Raw genomic sequence first — 19,843 nt, 5'->3', positions numbered from 1 at the left:
CGACCGGCCGCGCGCGGCGCCCGGACCCGCCGCCCGGACGATCTTCGCGCCGCACCGCGCCCCGCAACGACGCCCGCCGGCCCGGCCGGGCCGGGCGCCGTCACCGGTTTGGCGGCAGGTGGCCCGATCCGTAGAGTTCCCGAGAAGCCAGGTGGTACGGACGAGCGAGGAAGCAGCAGCGGGCATGACGGCAAGCGAGGACGGCCAGGGCACGACGGTGCTGCACGAGACGACCGCAGGCATCGACCCGGCACGCCTGGAGCTGTGCCTGAGCGTGCTCGCCGAGCTGGACGACCTGCCGGTGGACCACCCCGACGCGGTCACCGTACGCAAGGCGACCGCCGGCATCTACCGGACGGTGAAGCAGCGCCGCCGCCAGGAGCGCCGCGCCGCCAAGACCGCCAACGACCGGGCGGTCACCGAGGCCACCGCCACCGGGGCGGCCGGCCGGATCGACGACGAGACCCAGGGGCTGGCGCTCACCACCAGCACCACCGGCGAGATCGCGGGCGTGCTGGAGCGGGCGCGCTCCTGCTACATCTGCAAGACCCGGTATGTCGAGGTGGACGCCTTCTACCACCAGCTCTGCCGGACGTGCGCCGCCGAGAACCGCGCCCGCCGCGACGCCAGGACCGACCTCACCGGCCGCCGGGCGCTGCTCACCGGCGGCCGCGCCAAGATCGGCATGTACATAGCCCTGCGGCTGCTCCGGGACGGCGCCCACACCACCATCACCACCCGGTTCCCCAATGACGCGATCCGCCGCTTCACCGCGATGCCGGACAGCGCCGACTGGCTGCACCGGCTGCGGGTCGTCGGCATCGACCTGCGCGACCCCTCGCAGGTGATCGCGCTGGCCGACCAGGTCAGCGCCCAGGGGCCGCTGGACATCCTGATCAACAACGCCGCGCAGACCGTACGCCGCTCCCCCCGCGCGTACGAGGAGCTGATCGCCGCCGAGTCCGCGCCGCTGCCCGCAGGCGAACTCCCCGAGTCGGTGGTGCTGGGCCGCTTCGACTCCGCCAGCCACCCCGCGCTGCCCGGCCCGCGCCGGAGCGCACCCAGCGGGCTGACCCCCGAGTCGCTGACCGCCCTCGCGCTGACCAGCGGCTCCGCCTCGCTCGCCCGGATCGAGGCGGGCACCGCCGTGGACGCCGGCGGCCTGGTGCCGGACCTGGACCCGGTCAACAGCTGGAGCCAGCGGGTGGACGAGGTCGACCCGGTGGAGCTGCTCGAGGTGCAGCTGTGCAATGTGACCGCGCCGTTCGTCCTGGTCAGCAGGTTGCGCCCGGCGATGGCCGCGTCGCCGGCGCGCCGCAAGTACGTGGTGAACGTCTCCGCGATGGAGGGCCAGTTCGCCCGGGGCTACAAGGGCCCGGGGCACCCGCACACCAATATGGCCAAGGCCGCGCTCAACATGCTGACCCGGACCAGCGCACAGGAAATGCTCACCGACGGCATCCTGATGACCAGCGTCGACACCGGCTGGATCACCGACGAGCGCCCGCACCCCGACAAGATGCGGCTCGCCGACGCCGGATTCCACGCCCCGCTCGACCTGGTGGACGGCGCGGCCCGGGTCTACGACCCGATCGTCCGGGGCGAGCAGGGCGAGGACGTGTACGGCTGCTTCCTCAAGGACTACGCGCCCAGCCCCTGGTGACGCCGGGCGCGCGCCCCCGCTGAGGCTGCGGGCCGCCCGCACTCCCACCACCGTCCCCCGCCGGACGGCCCGGATGCGTATCCGGGCCGTCCGGCGGGGTCGTCTCCCGGCCGGGCCGACCCGGCGACCCGTACGCGGCGCCCGTCCGTCCGCTGCCGACGGACCCGCGCCGCCCTCGGGAATGGACGGGTTGTCAGTGGTCGCCGCTAGCGTTTCCCGCATCGTCACAGCATGGCCGGGCCTTGGTCCGGTGCGTAGCTGTGGGCTGGTTCGGTCGAGAGGTGGGGACAGGTGGGATGGCTGTCAGCGGGCGACGGGTACGAGGTCGCCTTGGTGGAGGGCCGGGTGGCAGCGCGGGCCACGGCGGGGCGGGCCGCCGGGCGGCAGCTGAAGTCGCTGCCCAGAGCCCTGCGGGACCACCCCGAGGTGGACCGGCTGCGCGCGCTCGCGGAGTGGCTGGACCGGCACGCCGCCGCCTGCGTGCGGCAGGTGGACTCCTGGATGGTGTCGGCGCTGCCCGTCCCCACCGCGCTGCTGGCCCGGGTCTGGCCGGACGAGGCATGGCGGTCGGCACTCCATGACCTGGCGGTGGTCGGCGACGACCCCGACGAGGTGGGGTTCCTGCGCGACGCCACCAGCGGCGGTGAGCTGCGGGTGGTGAATCTGGACGGCGAGACCGTCCGGCTCTCCCCCGAGACGGTGACCCTGCCGCATCCGGTGCTGCTGCCGGACCTGGCCGAGCTGCGCGAGTTCGCCGCCGAGCTGGGCGTCACCCAGCGGGTCGAGCAGATCCATCGGGCGACCTGGCACCGGCCGGACGGGCCGGCGGCGGCCGCCACCGAGGTGACCGAGTTCGCCGGGGGGAGGTACGACTCGCGGTTCGGCCTGGCGGCGCGGGCCACCGCGCTCGGCTACCGCGTCTCCGGCGGCTACGCCACCTGCCGGGTGCGGGACGGCGGCCGCACCGCCGAGGCCGCCGTGTGGATCGGGGAGCCGTACCTGGACGACGCGCAGACCGGCAATCTCGCCTGGCACGGCCCGGGTGGCGGGGTGCTGCCGCTGGGGGAGGTCGGGCCGGTGGCCTGGTCGGAGGGCATGCGGATGGCTGCGGCACTGTACGCCGGGCGCCGGATCGAGGAGGGGACGGGCAAGTGAACAGCGCGACGACGACGGACCGGACCGCAGGTGCGGACCGGCCGGCACCTGCGGTTCAGGCAACGCCGACTGCTCGGACGACGCCGACGGGGGCCGAGGCCCGGGAGCTGCTGGCCGCCGGGGCGGTGCTGCCGCCGGGGACCGAGGGCGCGGGCGAGCAAGCGGTCCCGCTGACCGCCCGCAGCTACCGGCACCCCTGCCTGGACGGCCGGACGGTGGTGCGGCTGGTCGCCGAGGAGCTGGGTGCCGCCGAGGATCTGGCCACCGGGTTCCTGGGGCTGGAGCCGGCCGCCGAACCGGCCGTGGTCGGGCTGGGCCTGCGGCAGGGCCTGGGGTTCCCCGAGTGGGTGCTGGTGCACCACCCGGCGGACGGCCACCACGCGCTGGCCGTGGTGCCGGAGCTGGAGCGGGCCGCCCGGCTGGCGAAGTCCCGGCCGAAGGCCGCGCTGGACGCCTGCCGGCAGCTCGCGGAGCGGCTGGGCGCGGCCGTGCCGCACTTCCTGCCGACCTTCTACGAGCAGGCCGGGCGGCTCTTCCTCGCCGTGGAGAACGCCACCTACGCGGCGCAGCTGTTCACCCGGGCACGGCAGGCGGAGGCGGAACACGGCCTGCCGGTGGACGAGGAGCGGCTGGACGCGGTCTTCCTGGAGTTCGCGCTCGCGGGCGCACTACCGGTGAAGGTGCTCTCCGGGTACGCCAAGGAGCTGGCCGCGCGGGTGCCGGCCGAGGAGGCGTTCCGCCGGTTCCGGCTGCTGTGCGTGCGGCGCTGCGCCGGTGGGCTGCCGCCGTCCGCGCAGATGGCGACCGAGCTGCGGCGGCTGGCCGCCGCGACCGGGGCGGACGCGGACACGGCCGAGCAGGAGTACCTGGCGGAGCTGCTGACCCTGCCGTCCGTGCTGCGGGCGCCGCTGCGCTGGTGGCAGGGGCACCGGCCGGCGCTGGTGGCGCTGGCCCGGCGCGACGCCTCGGTGCGCGGGGCGCTGCTCGGCATGGTGCCGCGCGGCTCCGACGCCGAACTGCCGGGGCTGTGGCTGGAGGTGCTGGCGGAGTGCGGCGCCGTCGCGGGGCTGCTCGACGCGGCACTGCCCGCCGCCGAGCGGCCCGCCGACGGCACGGCCGGCTGGCTACAGCGCTTTGTGGACGCGCGCGGCGCCCGGGGCGGCTACCCGACGCGGCTGCCGTCGCTGTACGCGCTGGTGGAGCGGGCCGCCGGGCTGCTCGGTGCCGAGCTGGCCGCGAGCGGCGCCGTTCTGGAGCCCGGCAGCGATCTGGACCTGCTGGACGTGCTGCTGTCACTGGGCCTGCCGGTGGCCGACCCGGCGGAGTCCGCCTGGCTGGGGCTGGAGCGGTGGGCACAGGGCGAGGGGCAGCGCGAGCTGCGGGCGGTGGCGGCCGACGAGCGGTTCCGGGCCGCCTTCCGCCGGGGCGCCGACCGGTTCCGCGACACCCCGACCGGCGTCCGGGCCGCCCGGCTGCTGGCCGCCTCCCCCGGCGGCCGGCCGCTGCTGGCGGAGTGGACGGCCGGGGTGGCCCGCCGGGCGCTGGGGGTCGGCCTGCCGCAGCTGCCCCAGGCGCTGGACCGGCTGACCTGGCTGCCGGGCGAGGTGCTGGCCCTGGCCGCCGAGGAGGTGGCCGCAGCGGCGGGGACCGACCTCGCCGCCGAGCTGGCGCGTACGCTGCGCGGCGGCCTCTTCGACGAGCTGGGCTGGCCCGCCTGGGACGAGGCGGTCGCCGCCCTGGTCAAGCCGGACCGCCTCGGTGACCTGGCCGTCGCGGACGCCTGGCCGCAGCTGGTCGTCGCCGGGCCGACGCAGGCCCGGGTGCTGGACGCCGACGGCACCGTGCTCAGCCATGACCTGCGGATACCCAGCGGGGACGTCTGGAGCGGCCCCGGCTTCCACCTGGTCGACGGCGAGCTGCTGGTCCACTGGTACTCCCGGCAGCCGGAGGCGTCGCTGCGTGGCTACTGGCACCGCGCGGCGGGCCGGGTGCTGCCGATGACCACGGACGGCGACCACTGGCGGCTGAGGCGGTCCACCGTGTCGCTGCCGCTGCCCGGCGGCGGGCGGACCACCGGCCACGGGGTGCTGCACTCCGGGGACACCGCCATTCCGCAGCGGCGGCCGGTGATCGGCGACGGCACCTCGTACTGGGTCTGGGACGACTCGCTGGAGCCGGCGCCCGGCTGGCGCGAGTACGACCCGGTGAGCGGGCAGCACGGCAGGCCCGGCATGCCCGGCTTCCTGGCCGACGCGCTCCGCTCCGCCCCGGTCGGCAGCTCGCTGGACGCGGCGCACAGCTGGGTGCGGCCCGCACCGGGCGGGGCGGTGGGCCCGACCGGCGGGCCGGTGGGCGGCCTGGTCGGCTGGCGGGTGGTAGAGCTGCCCGACGGGCTGCGGCGCGGGGAGGACCTGGCCGGGCGTAGCGTCAGCGCGGCCTATGACCAGGGCTTCCCGGCGCTGGCCCTGACGCTCCCCGGCGACGACCGGCCGCGCGGTGTGCTCACCCACTGGCGCGGGGTCAGCCTGCTGGACCCCGAAGGGGTGGCCACCGCGACCGCCGAACCCGGCCGGCCCCCGGGGCCGTTCTCGGCGGGCAGCGCGATGCTGCCGCCACTGGACTACTGGCACTGCCTGCGCCCCCGCGACCCGGAGGGCTCTGCGGCGCTGCGGCGGGCCGACCGGGAGACCGGAGCCGCGCTGCTCAAGGCCGCCGAGGGCGCGGCGGACGAGCTGCCCGCACGGATCCGTACGGCGCTGCCGCAGCTCACCCGGGAGGCGCTGGTGGCCGGGGTCGCCGGTGCGACGCGCTTCGCCCTGGAGCAGCGAGCCAGGCTGGACCTGGTGGCCACCCGGCTCGCCAGGGGCGTGTCCGGCCTGGACCAGCAGCTGCCGGAAGGCCCGGCGGACCCGCTGCTCGACGCCTCGCTGAGCGGCCTGACCGGCGGCGGCCGCTACTGGTGGGGCACGCCCGGCCACACGGTCTTCCGGCAGCTGCGGCTGATCGGCCAGGCCCTGCGCCAGGAGCCGGCCGGCCCGCGTACCGGCGCGGCCGAGCTGCACATGGACGGCACCGCGCTGCCCACCGCCGGGCTGGACTGGTGGCCGCTGCTGGACGACCCCTGCGCGGCGGTCTTCCGGTATGTCGCGCCGACCACTCCGCAGCAGCACCGCGACGCGCTGCGGGAGCTGCTGGACGAGTCGGCCGCGCTCCGGCTGCTTCCGGCGTCCGGCCCGGTCCCGTGGCGGCGGCTCACCCTGCACCTGGACGACAGCGTGCTCGCGGCGCGCGGCGGCCGCCCCTCCCCCCGGCGGGCGCTGCTGCCGCTGGACGGCGGGGCGCTGCTGGCGGTGGTGGACGTCCGGTCCGACCGCGATCCCGGGCTGCGCTTCACCGCCCTGCTGCACGACCCGGCGGAGCGCTTCGCCGTGCCGCCCGCCTACACCGTGCTGTCCTCGGCGGCGGTGGGCGACGCCTCCCAGGGCCGCCGGGTCGCGGCCGTCCTGGCCGAGGCGGATGTGCGCGGTCCGGCGCCCTGGCGCCCGGCGGCGGCCGAGGAGTTCGCCCGGCTGACCGGTGTCTCGCTGACCACGGCCCGGTTGGTGGTCGCCGGACTGCCCCAGGTGGACGACTCCCGGCGGCACTTCCTCTCCCCCGAGGTGCGCACCGCCCTGGGGGTGAAGGCGACCGACGCCGCCGCCGCGCGGGACGAGCTGGTGCGGATCGCTCCGGGCGTCCGCCGGGCGGTGGTCGCGGCGCTGCTGCCCGAGGACCCGGCCCGGCTGTGGACGGACGGGCCGGACGTGGCCGCCGCCGCCGAGGTGTGGCTCGCCGAGGTCGGGCGGCGGGCGGCGGTGCCCGAGTGGCTGCTGACCGAGGCGCGCCGCGCGGCGCCGCCGTCCGCGCGGCCGGGGCAGTTGCTCCCGGCGCTGGTCGAGCCCGCCTCGTCCCCGCTGCTCACCCAGGACCGGCGCTGGGCCGTGCACCGCGACCGGGTGGCCCCGGTGGAGGCGGACGCCCCCGGCCTCGACGCGGGGCTGCTGACCGACGTCGTCGCGCTGGCCGGCTGGCTGGCCCACCGGCTGCCCGCCGGGGACCGGCTGCGGGCCGAGCTGCCCACGGTGCTGGCCCTGGTCCGCGACCGGCTGGCCTCCCCCGAACTGCTGCTGGACCTGGGCCGCTATGTCGACCTGCCCGAGTTCCGCAAGGCGGCCGGTGCGCCGACCGAGATCGGTGCTGGCTGGGAGCGGTATGGCGCGGTCATCCTGTCCACCTACGACAACCGGCCGGCCCCCGGTCTGCGTACCGCTCTGCTGGACGCGGCCGGCGAGGACCCGTACCTGGCCGCGCTGCGCGGCCAGGAGCAGCAGCCGTTCCGGGTCGAGGCGGCGCTGCGTACGGCGCGCTGCGAGCGGTTCGCCGCGCTGCTGGCCGACCCGGGCGACCCGGCCGCCGGGGGGCGGGACGCCGACGGCACCTGGTGGCCGCAGGACCCGACCCGCTCGGTGCCGGACCTGGTCGCGGAGGCGGCGGCGGAGCACGGTCTCGGCGCGGACGCCGCCGCGCTCTATCTGATGCTGCTGGCGATGCCGGACCCCACCGACCGCAACACCGCGCGCTGGACGGGTTGGCAGCCCCGGCGGCTGAAGGCGGCCCGTACCGAGCTGGCCGGGTGCGGCCTGCTGGTGGAGGCCAGCCGCAGCCGGTCCGGGCGGTCACTCTTCCTGCCGGGCGGCTGGGTGGACCGGCGGGCGCCGCAGACATCGCTGGAGCAGTGGAAGCTGCCGCTGTTCGAGGCGGCCGACGATTCGGCCGCGCCGGGGGCGACGGTGCCGCTGGAGCCGGTGGCGGACCTGTACCGGCGGGCCTGGCAGCGGGTCCGGGACGGTGCCGGGCCGCGCTTCGAGGCGTTGCGGGTCAGGCGCGGCCGGCGCCGCTGACTCCGGGGTGGTCCGGTCCGCCGGGCCGGGCCACCCGACCCCGTTCGAGAACTCCGAAAGGTACGAGGAACACCCGATGACCCCCCTGACCGACTCCCCGGCCGACTCCCCGGCCGACTCCCCGGCCGCCGCCCCGGCCGCCGCCCCGGCGGCCCGGCAGGTGCTGCCCGCCGAGGAGCGCCACGCCGTCGAGCTGGCCTTCCTCGCCGCCCATGACGACGGCCCCCGGCCGCCCGGCTGGGCGCTGACCCCGCGGGCCGTGGTCACCTTCGTCTGCGGCAGCGGCGGCGAGACGCTGGAGCTACCCAGGGCGCGGCGCACCCCCGGGCCGGACGGTGCCGGTCCGCCGGCCCGGCTGGCGATAGCGCCCAAGTTCGTGGGCGAGCGGGCCTTGGTGGAGCGGTGCGTGGTCACCCTCGCCGGGGAGCGCGGCCTGCTGCTGGTCGGTGAGCCCGGCACCGCCAAGTCGATGCTGTCCGAGCTGCTGGCCGCCGCCGTCTGCGGTACCAGCGCGCTCACCGTGCAGGGCACCGCCGGCACCACCGAGGACGCCTTCCGCTACGGCTGGAACTACGCCCTGCTGCTCGCCCAGGGCCCCAGCCGGCAGGCCCTGGTCGACTCCCCGGTGCTCACCGCGATGCGTACCGGGCGGGTCGCCCGGATCGAGGAGATCACCCGCTGCCTGCCCGAGGTGCAGGATGCCCTGGTGTCGATCCTCTCCGACCGGCGGATCAGCGTGCCGGAGCTGGCGGGCAGCGCGGACGGCCTGGCCGCAGCCGCGCCCGGCTTCACCGTGATCGCCACCGCCAACCTGCGGGACCGGGGTGTCTCGGAGATGTCGGCGGCGCTCAAACGGCGGTTCAACTTCGAGACGGTGCTGCCGATCGCGGACGCGGCGGCGGAGACCGAGCTGGTACGCCGCCAGGCGGTCGCCGCCGTGCAGCGGGCCGGGGCGGCCTTCGGCGTGGACGACGCGGTGCTCGACGCCCTGGTGACCGTCTTCCGCGACCTGCGCTCCGGCCGGTCCGCCGAGGGCTGGGACGTGGAGCGGCCCGGCACGGTGCTGTCCACCGCCGAGGCCGTGCAGGTCGCCGCCTCGCTGGGGGTCGCCGCCGCCTACCTGCCGTCCGGTGACGTCCTGGACCTGGTGCCCGGTCATCTGCTGGGCGTGGTCCGCAAGGACGACCCCGCCGACCACGGGCGGCTGCTCGGCTACTGGGACGGGCCGGTGCGGCGCCGGGCCGAGGACGGCTCCGCGATGTGGCGGCGGCTCTGGGAGCTGCGGGGGACCCTGCGGTGACCGGGATCGACCTGACCGTTGCCCAACCCCCGCCCGCCGACGCCCCGCCCGCCGACCCCCGGGCCGCCGTCGCCGCGCTGGCCGGGTCGGCGCGGCCGTACCTGCTCGGGGTGCGCCACCACAGCCCCGCGCTGGCCGCCGCCGTCCCGGCCCTGCTGGCGGCGGCGGGCGCCGAGGTGGTCTGCGTGGAGCTGCCCGCCGACTTCCAGCACTGGCTGCCGCACCTGGCCGACCCCGGCACCGTCGCCCCGGTGGCCCTGGCCGGGACGGGCCAGGACGGCCGCCTCGGCTTCTACCCGTTCGCGGACTTCTCCCCGGAGCTGGCCGCCGTCCGCTGGGCCCGGGAGCAGGGCGTCGAAGTGCTCTGCTGCGACCTGCCGCTCTCCGACCCGGGGTGGTCCGCGTCCGACGGAGCAGGCGCCGCGAGCACCCCCACCGGGACGGCCTACGCCGACGCACTGGCCGCAGCGGGCACCGGCCGGGACGGCGACGACATGTGGGACCGGGCCGTCGAGGTGCTGGCCCCGGGCTGCCCGCCCGAGGCGGTGCGCCGGGCCGCGCTGGGCGTCGGCTGGGCGCTGCGCGGCGACGCGGAGCGCCGGGGCGGCGTCTCGGCCGTCGACCTGGCCCGTGAGGCGCACATGCGCCGGGTCCTCGCCGCGGCCGCCACCGGGGGCCGGCGAGTGGCCGCCGTGGTCGGTGCCTTCCACGCCCCGGCGCTGATCCCTGGAACCGCCCACGTGGGCAGCGGGGTTGACGACCCCTCGGATGCGGCCCCGGTGGCGCCGGTGACCACATCACTCGTGCCGTACGCCTTCGACCTGCTCGACTCCCGTTCCGGGTATCCCGCCGGCATCCGCGACCCGCGCTGGCAGCAGGCGGTCCTGACGGCGGGCGGCGACCCCGACCGCGTACGGGACGCCGCCGCGCGGGCCATCACCGACCTGTGCCGGGAGCTGCGGGCGGCCGGTCATCCGGCTGGTACCGGGGAGGCCGCCGAGACGCTTCGGCTGGCCGACGACCTGGCCCGGCTGCGGGGCTTGCCCGCACCCGGGCGCGGCGAGCTGCTGGAGGCGGTGACCACGGTGCTGGGCCAGGGCGAACCCCTCGGCCGGGGCCGGGCGCTGGCCCGCGCACTGGACACGGTCCTGGTCGGCACCGCCCGGGGCCGGACGGCGCCGGGCACACCCAGGTCGGGCCTCGGTCCGGCCGTCGAAGCCGACCTCGCCGCCCTGCGGCTGCCCCGCCCCGACGAGCCGGACGCCCGCGACCTGCGGCTGGACCCGCTCCGCTCCGAGCTGGACGGCCGCCGCGAGATCCTGCTGCGCCGCCTGCTGGTCTGCGGCGTCGGCTACGGCAAGCCGGTGGAGGTGGCCGGTACGGGGGACGGCACGGCGCTCGGCACCCGGTGGCAGCTGCACTGGACCCCGGCCGTCCCCGCGCTGCTCGACCTGGCCGGGGTGCGCGGGGTCACCGCCGCCCAGGCGGCGGCCGGCACGCTGCGCGAGACCTTCCGCCGGGAGTCCGCCGAGGGCGGCCCGACCTGCGCCCAACTGCTGGCCGGCCTGCGCGCCGCTGCCCACTGCGACCTGCCGGAGCTGGTCGCGGACCGGCTGGCCCTGGCGGCGGACGCACTGCCGTCCGCCGCCACGCTCGCCGAACTCCTCGACGGCCTGGACCTGCTGGAGGCACTGCGCCGACGGCACCTGGCCGGTACCACGCCGGAGCTGCGGCAGCAGGCCGCCGAACTGGCCGGCCTGCTGCTGGAGGCGGCCGTACGGTCGCTCCCCGGGCTGGCCGGCAGCGACCGTACCGAGGACGCCACCGCGCTGGTGGCCCTCGCGGTCCGGGCCGGTGAGCACCGGTTGGGGCTTCGGCTGGACGACGCCCTGGCGACGCTCGCCCGTACCGGTGCGCCGCTCGTGCAGGGCGCGGCGGCGGCCGCCCGGGTGCTGCTCGACCTGGACGATGCGGGCACGCTGGGCACCCGTACGGCGGGCTGGGTCGACGGCGCCACCACCCCCGAGGAGCGCAGGCGGCTGACCGGGCGGCTCAGCGGGCTGCTCACCGCCGCCGGCCCGCTGCTCCAGTCGGCCCCGGCCGCGTTCGGCCCGCTGCTGGACCGGATCGACGGCCTCACCGACCAGGGCTTCCTGGACCGCTTGCCCGCGCTGCGCGGCGGCTTCGACGCCCTGGCGCCCGCCGGACGCGACCGGTTGCTACGGACCGTCACCGAGCGGCTGGGCGACCGGCCGGACCTGGCACTGGCGGCGCCCCCGGAACTGCTCGCCCTGTGGGCCGCAGCGGACGCCGCCGGCCTGGCCACCCTCACCGCCCTCGGCCTCGCCCCGCACCTCCCCCCACCCACGGCCCCGACCCCGCCGACCAACCCGACCGCCGCCGACCCGCAAGCCACCGCCCCGACCCCGCCGACCAGCCCGGACCCGCCGACCGACCCCACCGCCCCCACCCCGCCGACCAGCCCGAACCCCGACCTGCCCACCATCGACCTGACCGCCGCCGACCCCCAAGCCACCCAGCCACCCACCGCCCCGACCCGCCCACTTTCCGACCCCACCGTCCCAACTCCGCCAACCAGCCCACTCCCCGACCCGCCCACCACCGACCCCAGCGCCGCCGACCTGCCCACCACCGACCCATCCCCCGGGTCGCCCCCCGCCCCGCAGCCCGATCCATCCGCCGACCGGGCCGTCCCGCAGCGGCTCGCGGCCGCCGACCGGTGGCGGCTGCTGCTCGGCCGCCAGGCCGACCGGCTGCCGTCCGGCGCCCGCCGCTATGCGCATGCCCTGGACGAGTTGTACGGGGCGGGCCGGGGCGAGGGCGCGGCCGACCTCGGTCCCGGGGCCGGCGATGGGGCCGGGGGCGGCCAGGACGCGTCCTTCCCCACCGCCCGGGAATGGGCCGACGAACTCGACGCCCTCTTCGGCGCCGAGGTCCGCGAAGAAGTGCTGGCCAGGGCCGCCGACAGCGGGCGGACCGATGTGCTGGCCGCGCTCGACCCCGACTCGGTACGCCCCTCGGTGGAGCTGCTGACCTCGGTACTGTCGCTGGCCGGTGGCCTGCCGGAGCAGCAACTCGCCCGGCTGCGGCCACTGGTGCGCCGACTGGTCGACGAGCTGGCCAAGGAGCTGGCCACCCGGCTGCGCCCGGCGCTGACCGGTCTGGCCACTCCCCGGCCGACCCGCCGACCCGGCGGCCGACTGGACCTGCCCCGCACCCTGCGGGCCAACCTCCAGCACGCCCGCCGACTGGACGACGGCCGGACGGTGGTCGTCCCCGAGCGGCCGGTGTTCGGCGCCCGGTCGCGGCAGCAGGCCGACTGGCGGCTGATGCTGGTGGTCGATGTGTCCGGTTCGATGGAGGCGTCCGTGGTCTGGTCCGCGCTCACCGCCGCCGTGCTGGGCGGCGTGCCGACGCTCTCCACCCACTTCCTTGCCTTCTCCACCCAGGTGATCGACCTGACCGAGCAGGTGGCGGACCCGCTCTCGCTGCTGCTCGAAGTAAGGGTCGGCGGCGGCACCCATATCGCCGCCGGTCTGGCCCACGCCCGTTCCCTGGTGACCGTGCCCAGCCGCACCCTGGTCGTGGTGGTCAGCGACTTCGAAGAGGGCTACCCGCTGGGCGGGCTGCTCACCGAGGTCCGCGCACTGGCCGGCTCGGGGGTGCACCTGCTGGGCTGCGCCGCGCTGGACGACGCCGGTGCTCCCCGCTACTCGGTGCCCGTCGCGCAACAACTCGTCGCGGCCGGCATGCCCGTGGCCGCCCTCAGCCCGCTCGCCCTCGCCCGCTGGGTGGGCGACCGCCTCCGCGGAGAACCCCGTTGACCACATCCCCGGCCACCCCGCTCCCGTCCGTCACCCCGCTGGTCGCAGCCGACGCGGTGGAACTGCTCACCCCCCGGCTGCGCAAGAAGCTGGACGCGGCGATCGAACGGATCTCCGCCGCCCCCGTCACCGTGGACGGCGAGGTCGTCACCGTCGTCTGCGGCGAGGACGCGGTGGTCACGCTGCGCCCGAGCCCCTCCGGTACGGTCACCGACTCCGGCGCGGCGCAGTGCAGTTGCCTGCTGGCCCCCCGGTGCCTGCACCGCGCGGCCGTCCTCGGCGCCTGCCCGGTCACCACCGCCGAATCCGGCCCGAGCCCGGACAGCGACACCCCGGGCACCGACACCCCAGACAGCGACGCTCCACACCACGACACTCCCGCCCCGGCCCAGGCGCCGACCGACCCCGCACCAGCCGACCCCGCACCGCCCACCCCACCGCCGCCCTCCCCCGCCCAGGTGGCAGCAGCCGCGGCGCTCTGGTCGGCCGCAGCCGCCGTGCTCGCCGCCGGTACGGCCACCGCAGGCGCGGTGCTCCAGGCGGACCTGCTGCGCGCCGCCCACAGCGCCCGGCTGGCGGGCCTGCTGCGCGCCGAGGCCGCCGCGCTGCGCACGGTGCGCGGCCTGCGGGCGGCCCGGACCCGCCAGGACGGCCATCGCACCGCCGACCTGGTCACCGACCTGAGCGAACTGCTGCTCACCAGCGCCCGGTTGGCCGCCGCCGACCCCGACCCGTCGCTGATCGGCACCGCCCGCCGCGACTACCGGCCCGACGGCGGTCTGCGGGTGTTCGGTGTCTGCCGCGAACCGGTGATCAGCGCCACCGGCTACGCCGGAGTGGTCACCCATCTGATCGCGGAGGACGGCCGGCAGCTGTCCCTCGCGGATGTGAAGCCGGGCGGTCCGGGGCGTGCCGTCGGCGCCGCAACCGCGCCGGTGGCCCTGTCGACCGCACTGGACCACGCCGGGCTCGCCCGGGGTGGCCTGCTGGTCTCCGGGGCCACCGTCTCGCCGGACGGCCGGTTGGGGGCAGGCCGCTCGGTGCGGGCCCATCCGGTGCCGGGGCTGCCGTGGTCGGCCGGGCCGCTGGCGGGCCTGTTCGCCCGACCGCCGGTCGCCGCCCATGCCGCAGCCGGGGCCGCCGAGCACGCCGAGCCGACCGCGCGGCAGCTGATCGGCTGCGATCTGCTGGTCGTCGGTACCGCCGGAGAGCAGTTGCTCACCCGTCAGCTCGGCTCGCCGGCCGGGCCTGCGGCTGCCAGGAGCATCGGCCCGGTGGTCCGGCTCTCGGCCGCCTCCCACCACCCGGACCTGGCCCATCTCGGCAATCTGCGCCTGTTCGCCTCCCGGCCGGGCCTGCGCATCCGGGTGGTCGGCCACGCCGACCCGGACCGCGCCGCCACCCTGCGCCCGCTGGCCGTGGGGCCGGTCCCGGGCGAGACGGCGACGCTGCGCCTGCCGGACGAGTGGCTGGAGCGGGCGGACCTCGGCTACGACCGGCTCCAGGGCAGGCACCTCCCGCCCGCCGAGGACTGCCCGCCGCCCCCGGCGGCACTGACCGCGCCGGGCCCGGACCCACTGGCCGACTCCCCACTCTGGCGGGTACGCAGCCTGGTCGAGCTGGCCGTCACGGGAGGCCGCCGGGCCGCCGCCGAGGCCGGTCGCAGCGCCGCCGCCGGCGGTCAGTCCGCCGCGCTGCGCCGCGCGGGCCTCCCGGTGGCGGCCGAACTCGCGGGCGCCCTCACCGCCGAGGCCGACCGCCGGGGCCGCGATGTCTTCGGCCGCCTCTCCGACCCCGACCCCGACCGGTACGCCCGCAGCTGGCTCGCCGCCGCCGTCCATCTCACCGCCACCGAACGCGCCCTGGTCCACGCCTCCTGGACGGCCGACCCTCCGTCATGACCCCGGCCGACCAACCCCCACCCGCCACCCCACCTGCCACCCCGTACGCCGCAACCGACGCATCACCGCCGACCACCCAGCACCCCAGCACCCCAGCGCCCCAGCACCCCGCCACCCGCCACCCGCCACCCGCCACCCGCCACCCGCCACCCACACGAATCCCGTCCTGAGCCCCCACCGACAACCGCCCCGGCCGGCGCGGCCACCGCCGCGTCGGCCGGAAAGCGCCGCCCTCCCCGAGGCAAGTGGTCTGGACCTCTTGACGAATTGGTCCACTCCAATTACGTTCCACCATGCTCCATGGCACCCGACGGCCACCGCTCCCCTCACCGGACCGGTCCGTCCGGTCCCCGCCCCCAGGGAGAACCATGTCCGAGCACCTCAGCCCCGGCAGGAGAGCGGCCACCGCTTTCCTGGCGGCCCTCAGCCTGCTGCTCGCCCTGCTCACCGTGCTGGCCGCCCCCGCCGCACATGCGGCCACCGGCAAGCTGACCGCCACCTTCACCACGGCCGACAACGGCTCCTGGTGGCAGGGCACCTATGTCGTCCACAACGACGGCGACGCCGCCGTCACCGGCTGGACGCTCGACTTCGACCTGCCTGCCGGAGTCACCATCCAGTCCTCCTACAACGGCACCGCCTCCACCCAGGGCAGCCACGTCACGGCCACCAACGCCTACTACAACGGCACGGTCGCGGCCCACGGCACCACCGAGCCGTTCAGCTTCTGGTTCGTGGCCAACGGCCCGGTCGCCGCGCCGATCGGCTGCCGGGTCAACGGCGACAAGTGCGACGGCTCCGCCGACGCGCCGCCGGCCGCGCCCACCGGGCTGAAGGCCGTGGACGCCACCGCGCACAGCGCCACCCTGTCCTGGACGGCGGCGGTCGGCGGCGACTTCCCGGTCGCCTCGTACGACGTACTGGCCGACGGCGCCCAGGTCGCCACGACCACCGGCACCACCGCCGTGGTCACCGGGCTGACCCCGGCCCACTCCTACTCCTTCACCGTGCGGGCCAGGGACACCCGGGGCAACACCTCCGCGCCCAGCGCCCCGGTGACCACCGCCACCGTGGACCCGGCCGACGACACCGTCCCGCCGACCGCGCCGGGCTCACTGCACAGCACCGCCGTCGGCTCCACCAGCGTCACCCTCGCCTGGAGCGCCGCCACCGACAACCAGCGCGTCGCCGCATACGACGTCTACCGGGGCGGCACCCTGGCGGCGACCGTCTCCGGCTCCACCACCAGCGCCACCGTGGGCAGCCTGTCGCCGTCCACCCCCTACACCTTCACCGTGAAGGCCCGCGACCCGGCCGACAACGCCTCGCCCGCCAGCAACGCGCTGACGGTGAGCACTGACGACGTGATCGGCGGCGGCAGGCACGCCGAGGTGGGCTACTTCGTCCAGTGGGGTATCTACGGCCGGCAGTACTTCGTGAAGAACCTCCAGGACTCCGGCGCCGCCGCCAAGCTCGACATCGTCAACTACGCCTTCGAGAACATCGACCCGACCAATCTGACCTGTATGAACGGCGTCACCCGGGCCACCACCGCCGACCCGGAGGACCCCAACCAGGGCACCGGGGCCGGCGACGCCGACGCCGACTACGCCCGCCCGTTCAGCGCCGCCCAGTCCGTGGACGGGGTCGGGGACGACGGGTACGCGCCGCTGCGCGGCAACTTCAACCAGCTGAAGAAGCTCAAGAAGCTCCACCCGAACCTGAAGATCCTGGTCTCGCTCGGCGGCTGGACGTACTCCAAGTACTTCTCCGACGTGGCCGCCACCGCCGCGTCCCGGCAGAAGTTCGTCGCCTCCTGCATCGACATGTACATCAAGGGCAATCTGCCCAGCTACGCCGGTGCCGGCGGCCCCGGCACCGCCGCCGGGATCTTCGACGGCTTCGACATCGACTGGGAGTGGCCCGGCTCCGACTCCGGGCACCCCGGCAACCACTGGTCCACCGCCGACCGGGGCAACCTCACCCTGCTGCTCGCGGAGTTCCGCAAGCAGTTGGACGCGCTGGGCGGCGACCACCGGCTGCTGACCGCCTTCACCCCCGCCGACCCGCAGAAGATCAGCGACGGCTGGGACCTCGGCCAGGTCTTCGACTCGCTCGACGTGGCCAATGTGCAGGGGTACGACTTCCACGGCTCGGGCAGTGACAACTCCTGGGAGCCCGATCTGACCGGCAACCAGGCCAACCTGTACGCCGACGACAAGGACCCGTACGGCTTCCACTTCAGCGTCGAGTCGGCCGTCAACGCCTATCTGGACGCCGGGGTCAGCCCCCGCAAGCTGACCGTGGGCATCCCGTTCTACGGCCGGGGCTGGCAGAACGTCACCGACGGCGGCGCGCACGGTGAGTGGCAGCCGGCGGGCGGCGCCGCACCCGGCCAGTTCGCGGAGGAGGCCGGCACCCGTGGCTACGCCAACCTCATCGCCTCGTACCCGACCATGACCGTCTACCACGACACCCAGTCGGTGGCCACCTACGGCTACACCGGCAACCAGTGGTGGAGCTTCGACGACACCTGGTCCATCGGCAAGAAGACGGACTATGTGAAGTCCGAGAACCTGCTCGGCGTGATGATCTGGGAGATGTCCGGCGACACCCCGCAGGGCACCCTGCTCGGCGCCCTGGACAGCGGGCTGAAGTAGCGCCCCGCCGGTGGTACGCGGGCGACCCCGCGTACCACCGGCGTCCGCCCTACTTCCGGTTCACCAGCAGCACGACCACGGCGATGACGGCGAGCGCCACCAGCACCGCCAGGAAGATCTTGCCCTTGCTGTACGGGCGCTCCCCGATCACCTCGCCGGTGCGGGCGTTCACCATCACCTGCCAGCTCCTGCCCGCGTGCAGATAGGTGAGGAACCACACCGGGAGCAGCATCAGCTTGAAGGTGAGGTCGAAGTAGCGGGTGTCCACCGAGGCCACCCGCTGCTCGTCACCGCCGATGTCCTCCCGGCAGTCGGCGGCGATGACCGGCGCCATCTGCTCCTTGGCCGCCACCAGGCCGTCCTCCGGCTCGATGTCGTAGCGCACCGTCTGGAAGCCCGCCAGGTACTCCTCCTGGTACGGCTTGGCCTCCTCCAGCGGCCAGGGGGTGAGCTTCTCCAGCTGGTCGGACTTGACGTGGCCGGTGCCGGGCACCAGCACGTCGTCGAAGCCCCGGCTGACCGTGCCGGAGGCCGGATACCAGCGGGTGTGCCGCACCTCGCGGGTCTCGGTGCGGCTCTCGCCGTTCTCGGTGACGGTGTATGTCTGGGTCTCGTAGTAGTACTCGCCGCGCTGGCCGGTGTAGTCCGAGACGGTGTTCGCGTCGTACGTCCAGTGCGGCAGGTAGCTGCCCTTGAAGGTCTCCGCCTCGGTGACCTTCTTCAGCCCCGAGGGGGCGAACCAGCGCGACGACGTCCACTTGCGCAGCGCGGAACGGGCCGCCTCGCGGTCCATGCCGAACGGGACGACCGCCTCCGGGACGACCCGCTCGGTGGCCCCGGCGTCCGCCACCAGGGGCGTGGCGCAGAACTGGCAGCGCACCGAGAGCGTGTCGCTCTCGGTGCGGGCGTGGCAGCCGGGGCAGACGAAGACCTTGACGCCGCCCGGGGTGGCCAGCGGCTTGGCGGGCAGGCTCGCCAGCTCCGCGTAGTCGTGCTCGCGCACCTGCCGGGGGACGGGGACGATCGCCTGCTCGTGCTTGCAGTAGGGGCAGCGCATCGCGTCCGTGCCCGGGGCGTACTCCACGGTGGCGCCGCACGCCTGGCACGGGTAGGACTGGGAGGCGGTGGCCGCTGTGGTGCTCTGGTCGTCGGTCATGGCGGTCCTCGCTCTCAGACCTGCGGCGGAAGCGGCGGCGGGACGCTGGCGAACAGGCCGCCCACCTCGGGCACCTGCTCGGCCGGGAGCCAGCCGGACATGCCGTTGTGCCAGACCAGGGTGGTGCGGGTCAGGGTGCCCGCGCCGACCAGGCCGCTCAGCGCGGCGGTGTCGTACGGACCCTGCTGGGCGCCGCCAACCCCGATGTACCACTGCTGCTGCACCGGCAGCGGCGGCGGCCCGGCGGCGGGTGCGGGTGCCTGGGCCGGGACGGCGGCGGCGGCGGGTGCCTGCTGCGGGCTGAGGCCGGCCGCCATCCGCTGGCCCATCGCCATGCCGAGGCCCAGCCCGATGCCCTCACCGGCGCCGCCGCCGGGGTTGCGGGCGGCGTCACCGATCGCATTGGCCGCCTGGAACTGGGTGTACTGGTCGAGGTTGCCCGCGATGCCCATCCGGGAGCGGGTGTCGATGGCCTGCTCGACCTCGGGCGGCAGCGAGATGTTCTCGATGATGAACTTGGGGATGGCGATGCCGACCGAGGCCAGCTCCTCGGTGAGGACACCGGCCAGCTTGGTGCCGATCGCGTCCTGCTGGGTCGCCAGATCCAGCATCGGGACCCCGGCGGTGGCCAGCGCGTTGCCCAGCCGGCCGACGATCAGCTGCCGCAGGTACTCCTGCACCTCCTCGGTGCGGAACTGCGGATCGGTGCCGGCCAGCTCGCGCAGCAGCGCGGCGGCGTCGACCACCCGGGCGGCGAAGGCGCCGAAGGCCCGCAGCCGGACCATGCCGAATTCGGCGTCACGGACGATGACGGGGTTCTGGGTGCCCCACTTCATGTCGGTGAACTGACGGGTGGTGACGAAGTAGACCTCGGCCTTGAAGGGCGAGTGGAAGCCGTACTTCCAGCCCTTCAGGGTGGCCAGCAGCGGGAGGTTCTGCGTCTCCAGGGTGTAGGTGCCGGGCTTGAAGACGTCCGCGATCTGGCCCTCGTTGACGAAGACCGCGACCTGGGACTCGCGGACGACGAGCTTGGCCCCCATCTTGATCTCGTTCTCGTAGCGCGGGAAGCGCCACACGATGGTGTCCCGGCTGTCATCGGTCCACTCGACGATGTCGATGAACTCACCGCGGATGCGGTCCATCAGGCCCACGGCCACACTCCCCCGTTTTCGTTCTGGGTGCTGAAACGCGCCAGGGAACCATAGCAACCGGCACCGACAGCC

Annotated in this window: 9 protein-coding genes; 7 read left to right on the top strand and 2 right to left on the bottom strand. The window is 75.9% G+C overall.

All coding sequences use genetic code 11. The annotated features are described in order from the left end of the window. The first annotated feature begins 184 nt into the window (after positions 1–184). From ACIQGZ_RS08265 to ACIQGZ_RS08235, 7 genes are all read left to right on the top strand, one after another. Positions 185–1,663: an SDR family NAD(P)-dependent oxidoreductase gene (locus ACIQGZ_RS08265; RefSeq protein WP_402600095.1), complete on the top strand. Its 1,479-nt coding sequence runs from the start codon at positions 185–187 to the stop codon at positions 1,661–1,663. 291 nt (positions 1,664–1,954) lie between these two features. Further along, positions 1,955–2,818, top strand: a complete 864-nt coding sequence (locus ACIQGZ_RS08260) for a DUF4132 domain-containing protein (RefSeq protein WP_402600094.1) — start codon at positions 1,955–1,957, stop codon at positions 2,816–2,818. 125 nt (positions 2,819–2,943) lie between these two features. After that, a complete protein-coding gene (locus tag ACIQGZ_RS08255) occupies positions 2,944–7,758 on the top strand; it encodes a DNA-binding protein (RefSeq protein ID WP_402600721.1) in 4,815 nt (1,604 codons plus the stop codon). Between the two features lie 76 nt (positions 7,759–7,834). Then, on the top strand, positions 7,835–9,058 hold the full coding sequence (locus ACIQGZ_RS08250; protein WP_402600093.1) for an AAA family ATPase: 1,224 nt from the start codon (positions 7,835–7,837) through the stop codon (positions 9,056–9,058). Beyond that, complete coding sequence (locus ACIQGZ_RS08245; protein WP_402600092.1) at positions 9,055–12,903, top strand: DUF5682 family protein; 3,849 nt, start codon at positions 9,055–9,057, stop codon at positions 12,901–12,903. The genes ACIQGZ_RS08250 and ACIQGZ_RS08245 overlap by 4 nt, the downstream gene beginning before the upstream one ends. After that, positions 12,900–14,804 carry a hypothetical protein gene (locus ACIQGZ_RS08240; RefSeq protein WP_402600091.1) on the top strand — a complete coding sequence of 635 codons (1,905 nt, stop codon included), beginning with the start codon at positions 12,900–12,902 and terminating at the stop codon, positions 14,802–14,804. The genes ACIQGZ_RS08245 and ACIQGZ_RS08240 overlap by 4 nt, the downstream gene beginning before the upstream one ends. Before the next feature lie 368 nt (positions 14,805–15,172). Beyond that, entirely contained in the window at positions 15,173–17,464 is a 2,292-nt protein-coding gene (locus ACIQGZ_RS08235; RefSeq protein WP_402600090.1) for a glycosyl hydrolase family 18 protein, read from the top strand. A 49-nt stretch (positions 17,465–17,513) separates the two neighbouring features. On the opposite strand, the gene ACIQGZ_RS08230 is transcribed toward ACIQGZ_RS08235, so the two are convergent. Continuing rightward, positions 17,514–18,620 carry a hypothetical protein gene (locus ACIQGZ_RS08230; protein WP_402600089.1) on the bottom strand — a complete coding sequence of 369 codons (1,107 nt, stop codon included), beginning with the start codon at positions 18,618–18,620 and terminating at the stop codon, positions 17,514–17,516. Between the two features lie 14 nt (positions 18,621–18,634). Next, the gene (locus ACIQGZ_RS08225; protein ID WP_402600720.1) at positions 18,635–19,762 is read right to left on the bottom strand and encodes an SPFH domain-containing protein; all 1,128 of its coding nucleotides are present in this window, start codon (positions 19,760–19,762) and stop codon (positions 18,635–18,637) included. Between the last annotated feature and the right edge of the window lie 81 nt (positions 19,763–19,843).

Source organism: Streptomyces sp. NPDC092296, assembly GCF_044755465.1.
In the GTDB taxonomy this organism is placed as follows: domain Bacteria; phylum Actinomycetota; class Actinomycetes; order Streptomycetales; family Streptomycetaceae; genus Peterkaempfera.
Note: the sequence above shows the minus strand (reverse complement) of the source record. Positions and strands in the feature narration are given on the sequence as shown.

Coding starts and splice junctions, on each gene's coding strand:
- ACIQGZ_RS08235 (WP_402600090.1), top strand. CDS start 15,173: ATGTCCGAGCACCTCAGCCCCGGCAGGAGAGCGGCCACCGCTTTCCTG.
- ACIQGZ_RS08250 (WP_402600093.1), top strand. CDS start 7,835: ATGACCCCCCTGACCGACTCCCCGGCCGACTCCCCGGCCGACTCCCCG.
- ACIQGZ_RS08225 (WP_402600720.1), bottom strand. CDS start 19,762: ATGGACCGCATCCGCGGTGAGTTCATCGACATCGTCGAGTGGACCGAT.
- ACIQGZ_RS08265 (WP_402600095.1), top strand. CDS start 185: ATGACGGCAAGCGAGGACGGCCAGGGCACGACGGTGCTGCACGAGACG.
- ACIQGZ_RS08230 (WP_402600089.1), bottom strand. CDS start 18,620: ATGACCGACGACCAGAGCACCACAGCGGCCACCGCCTCCCAGTCCTAC.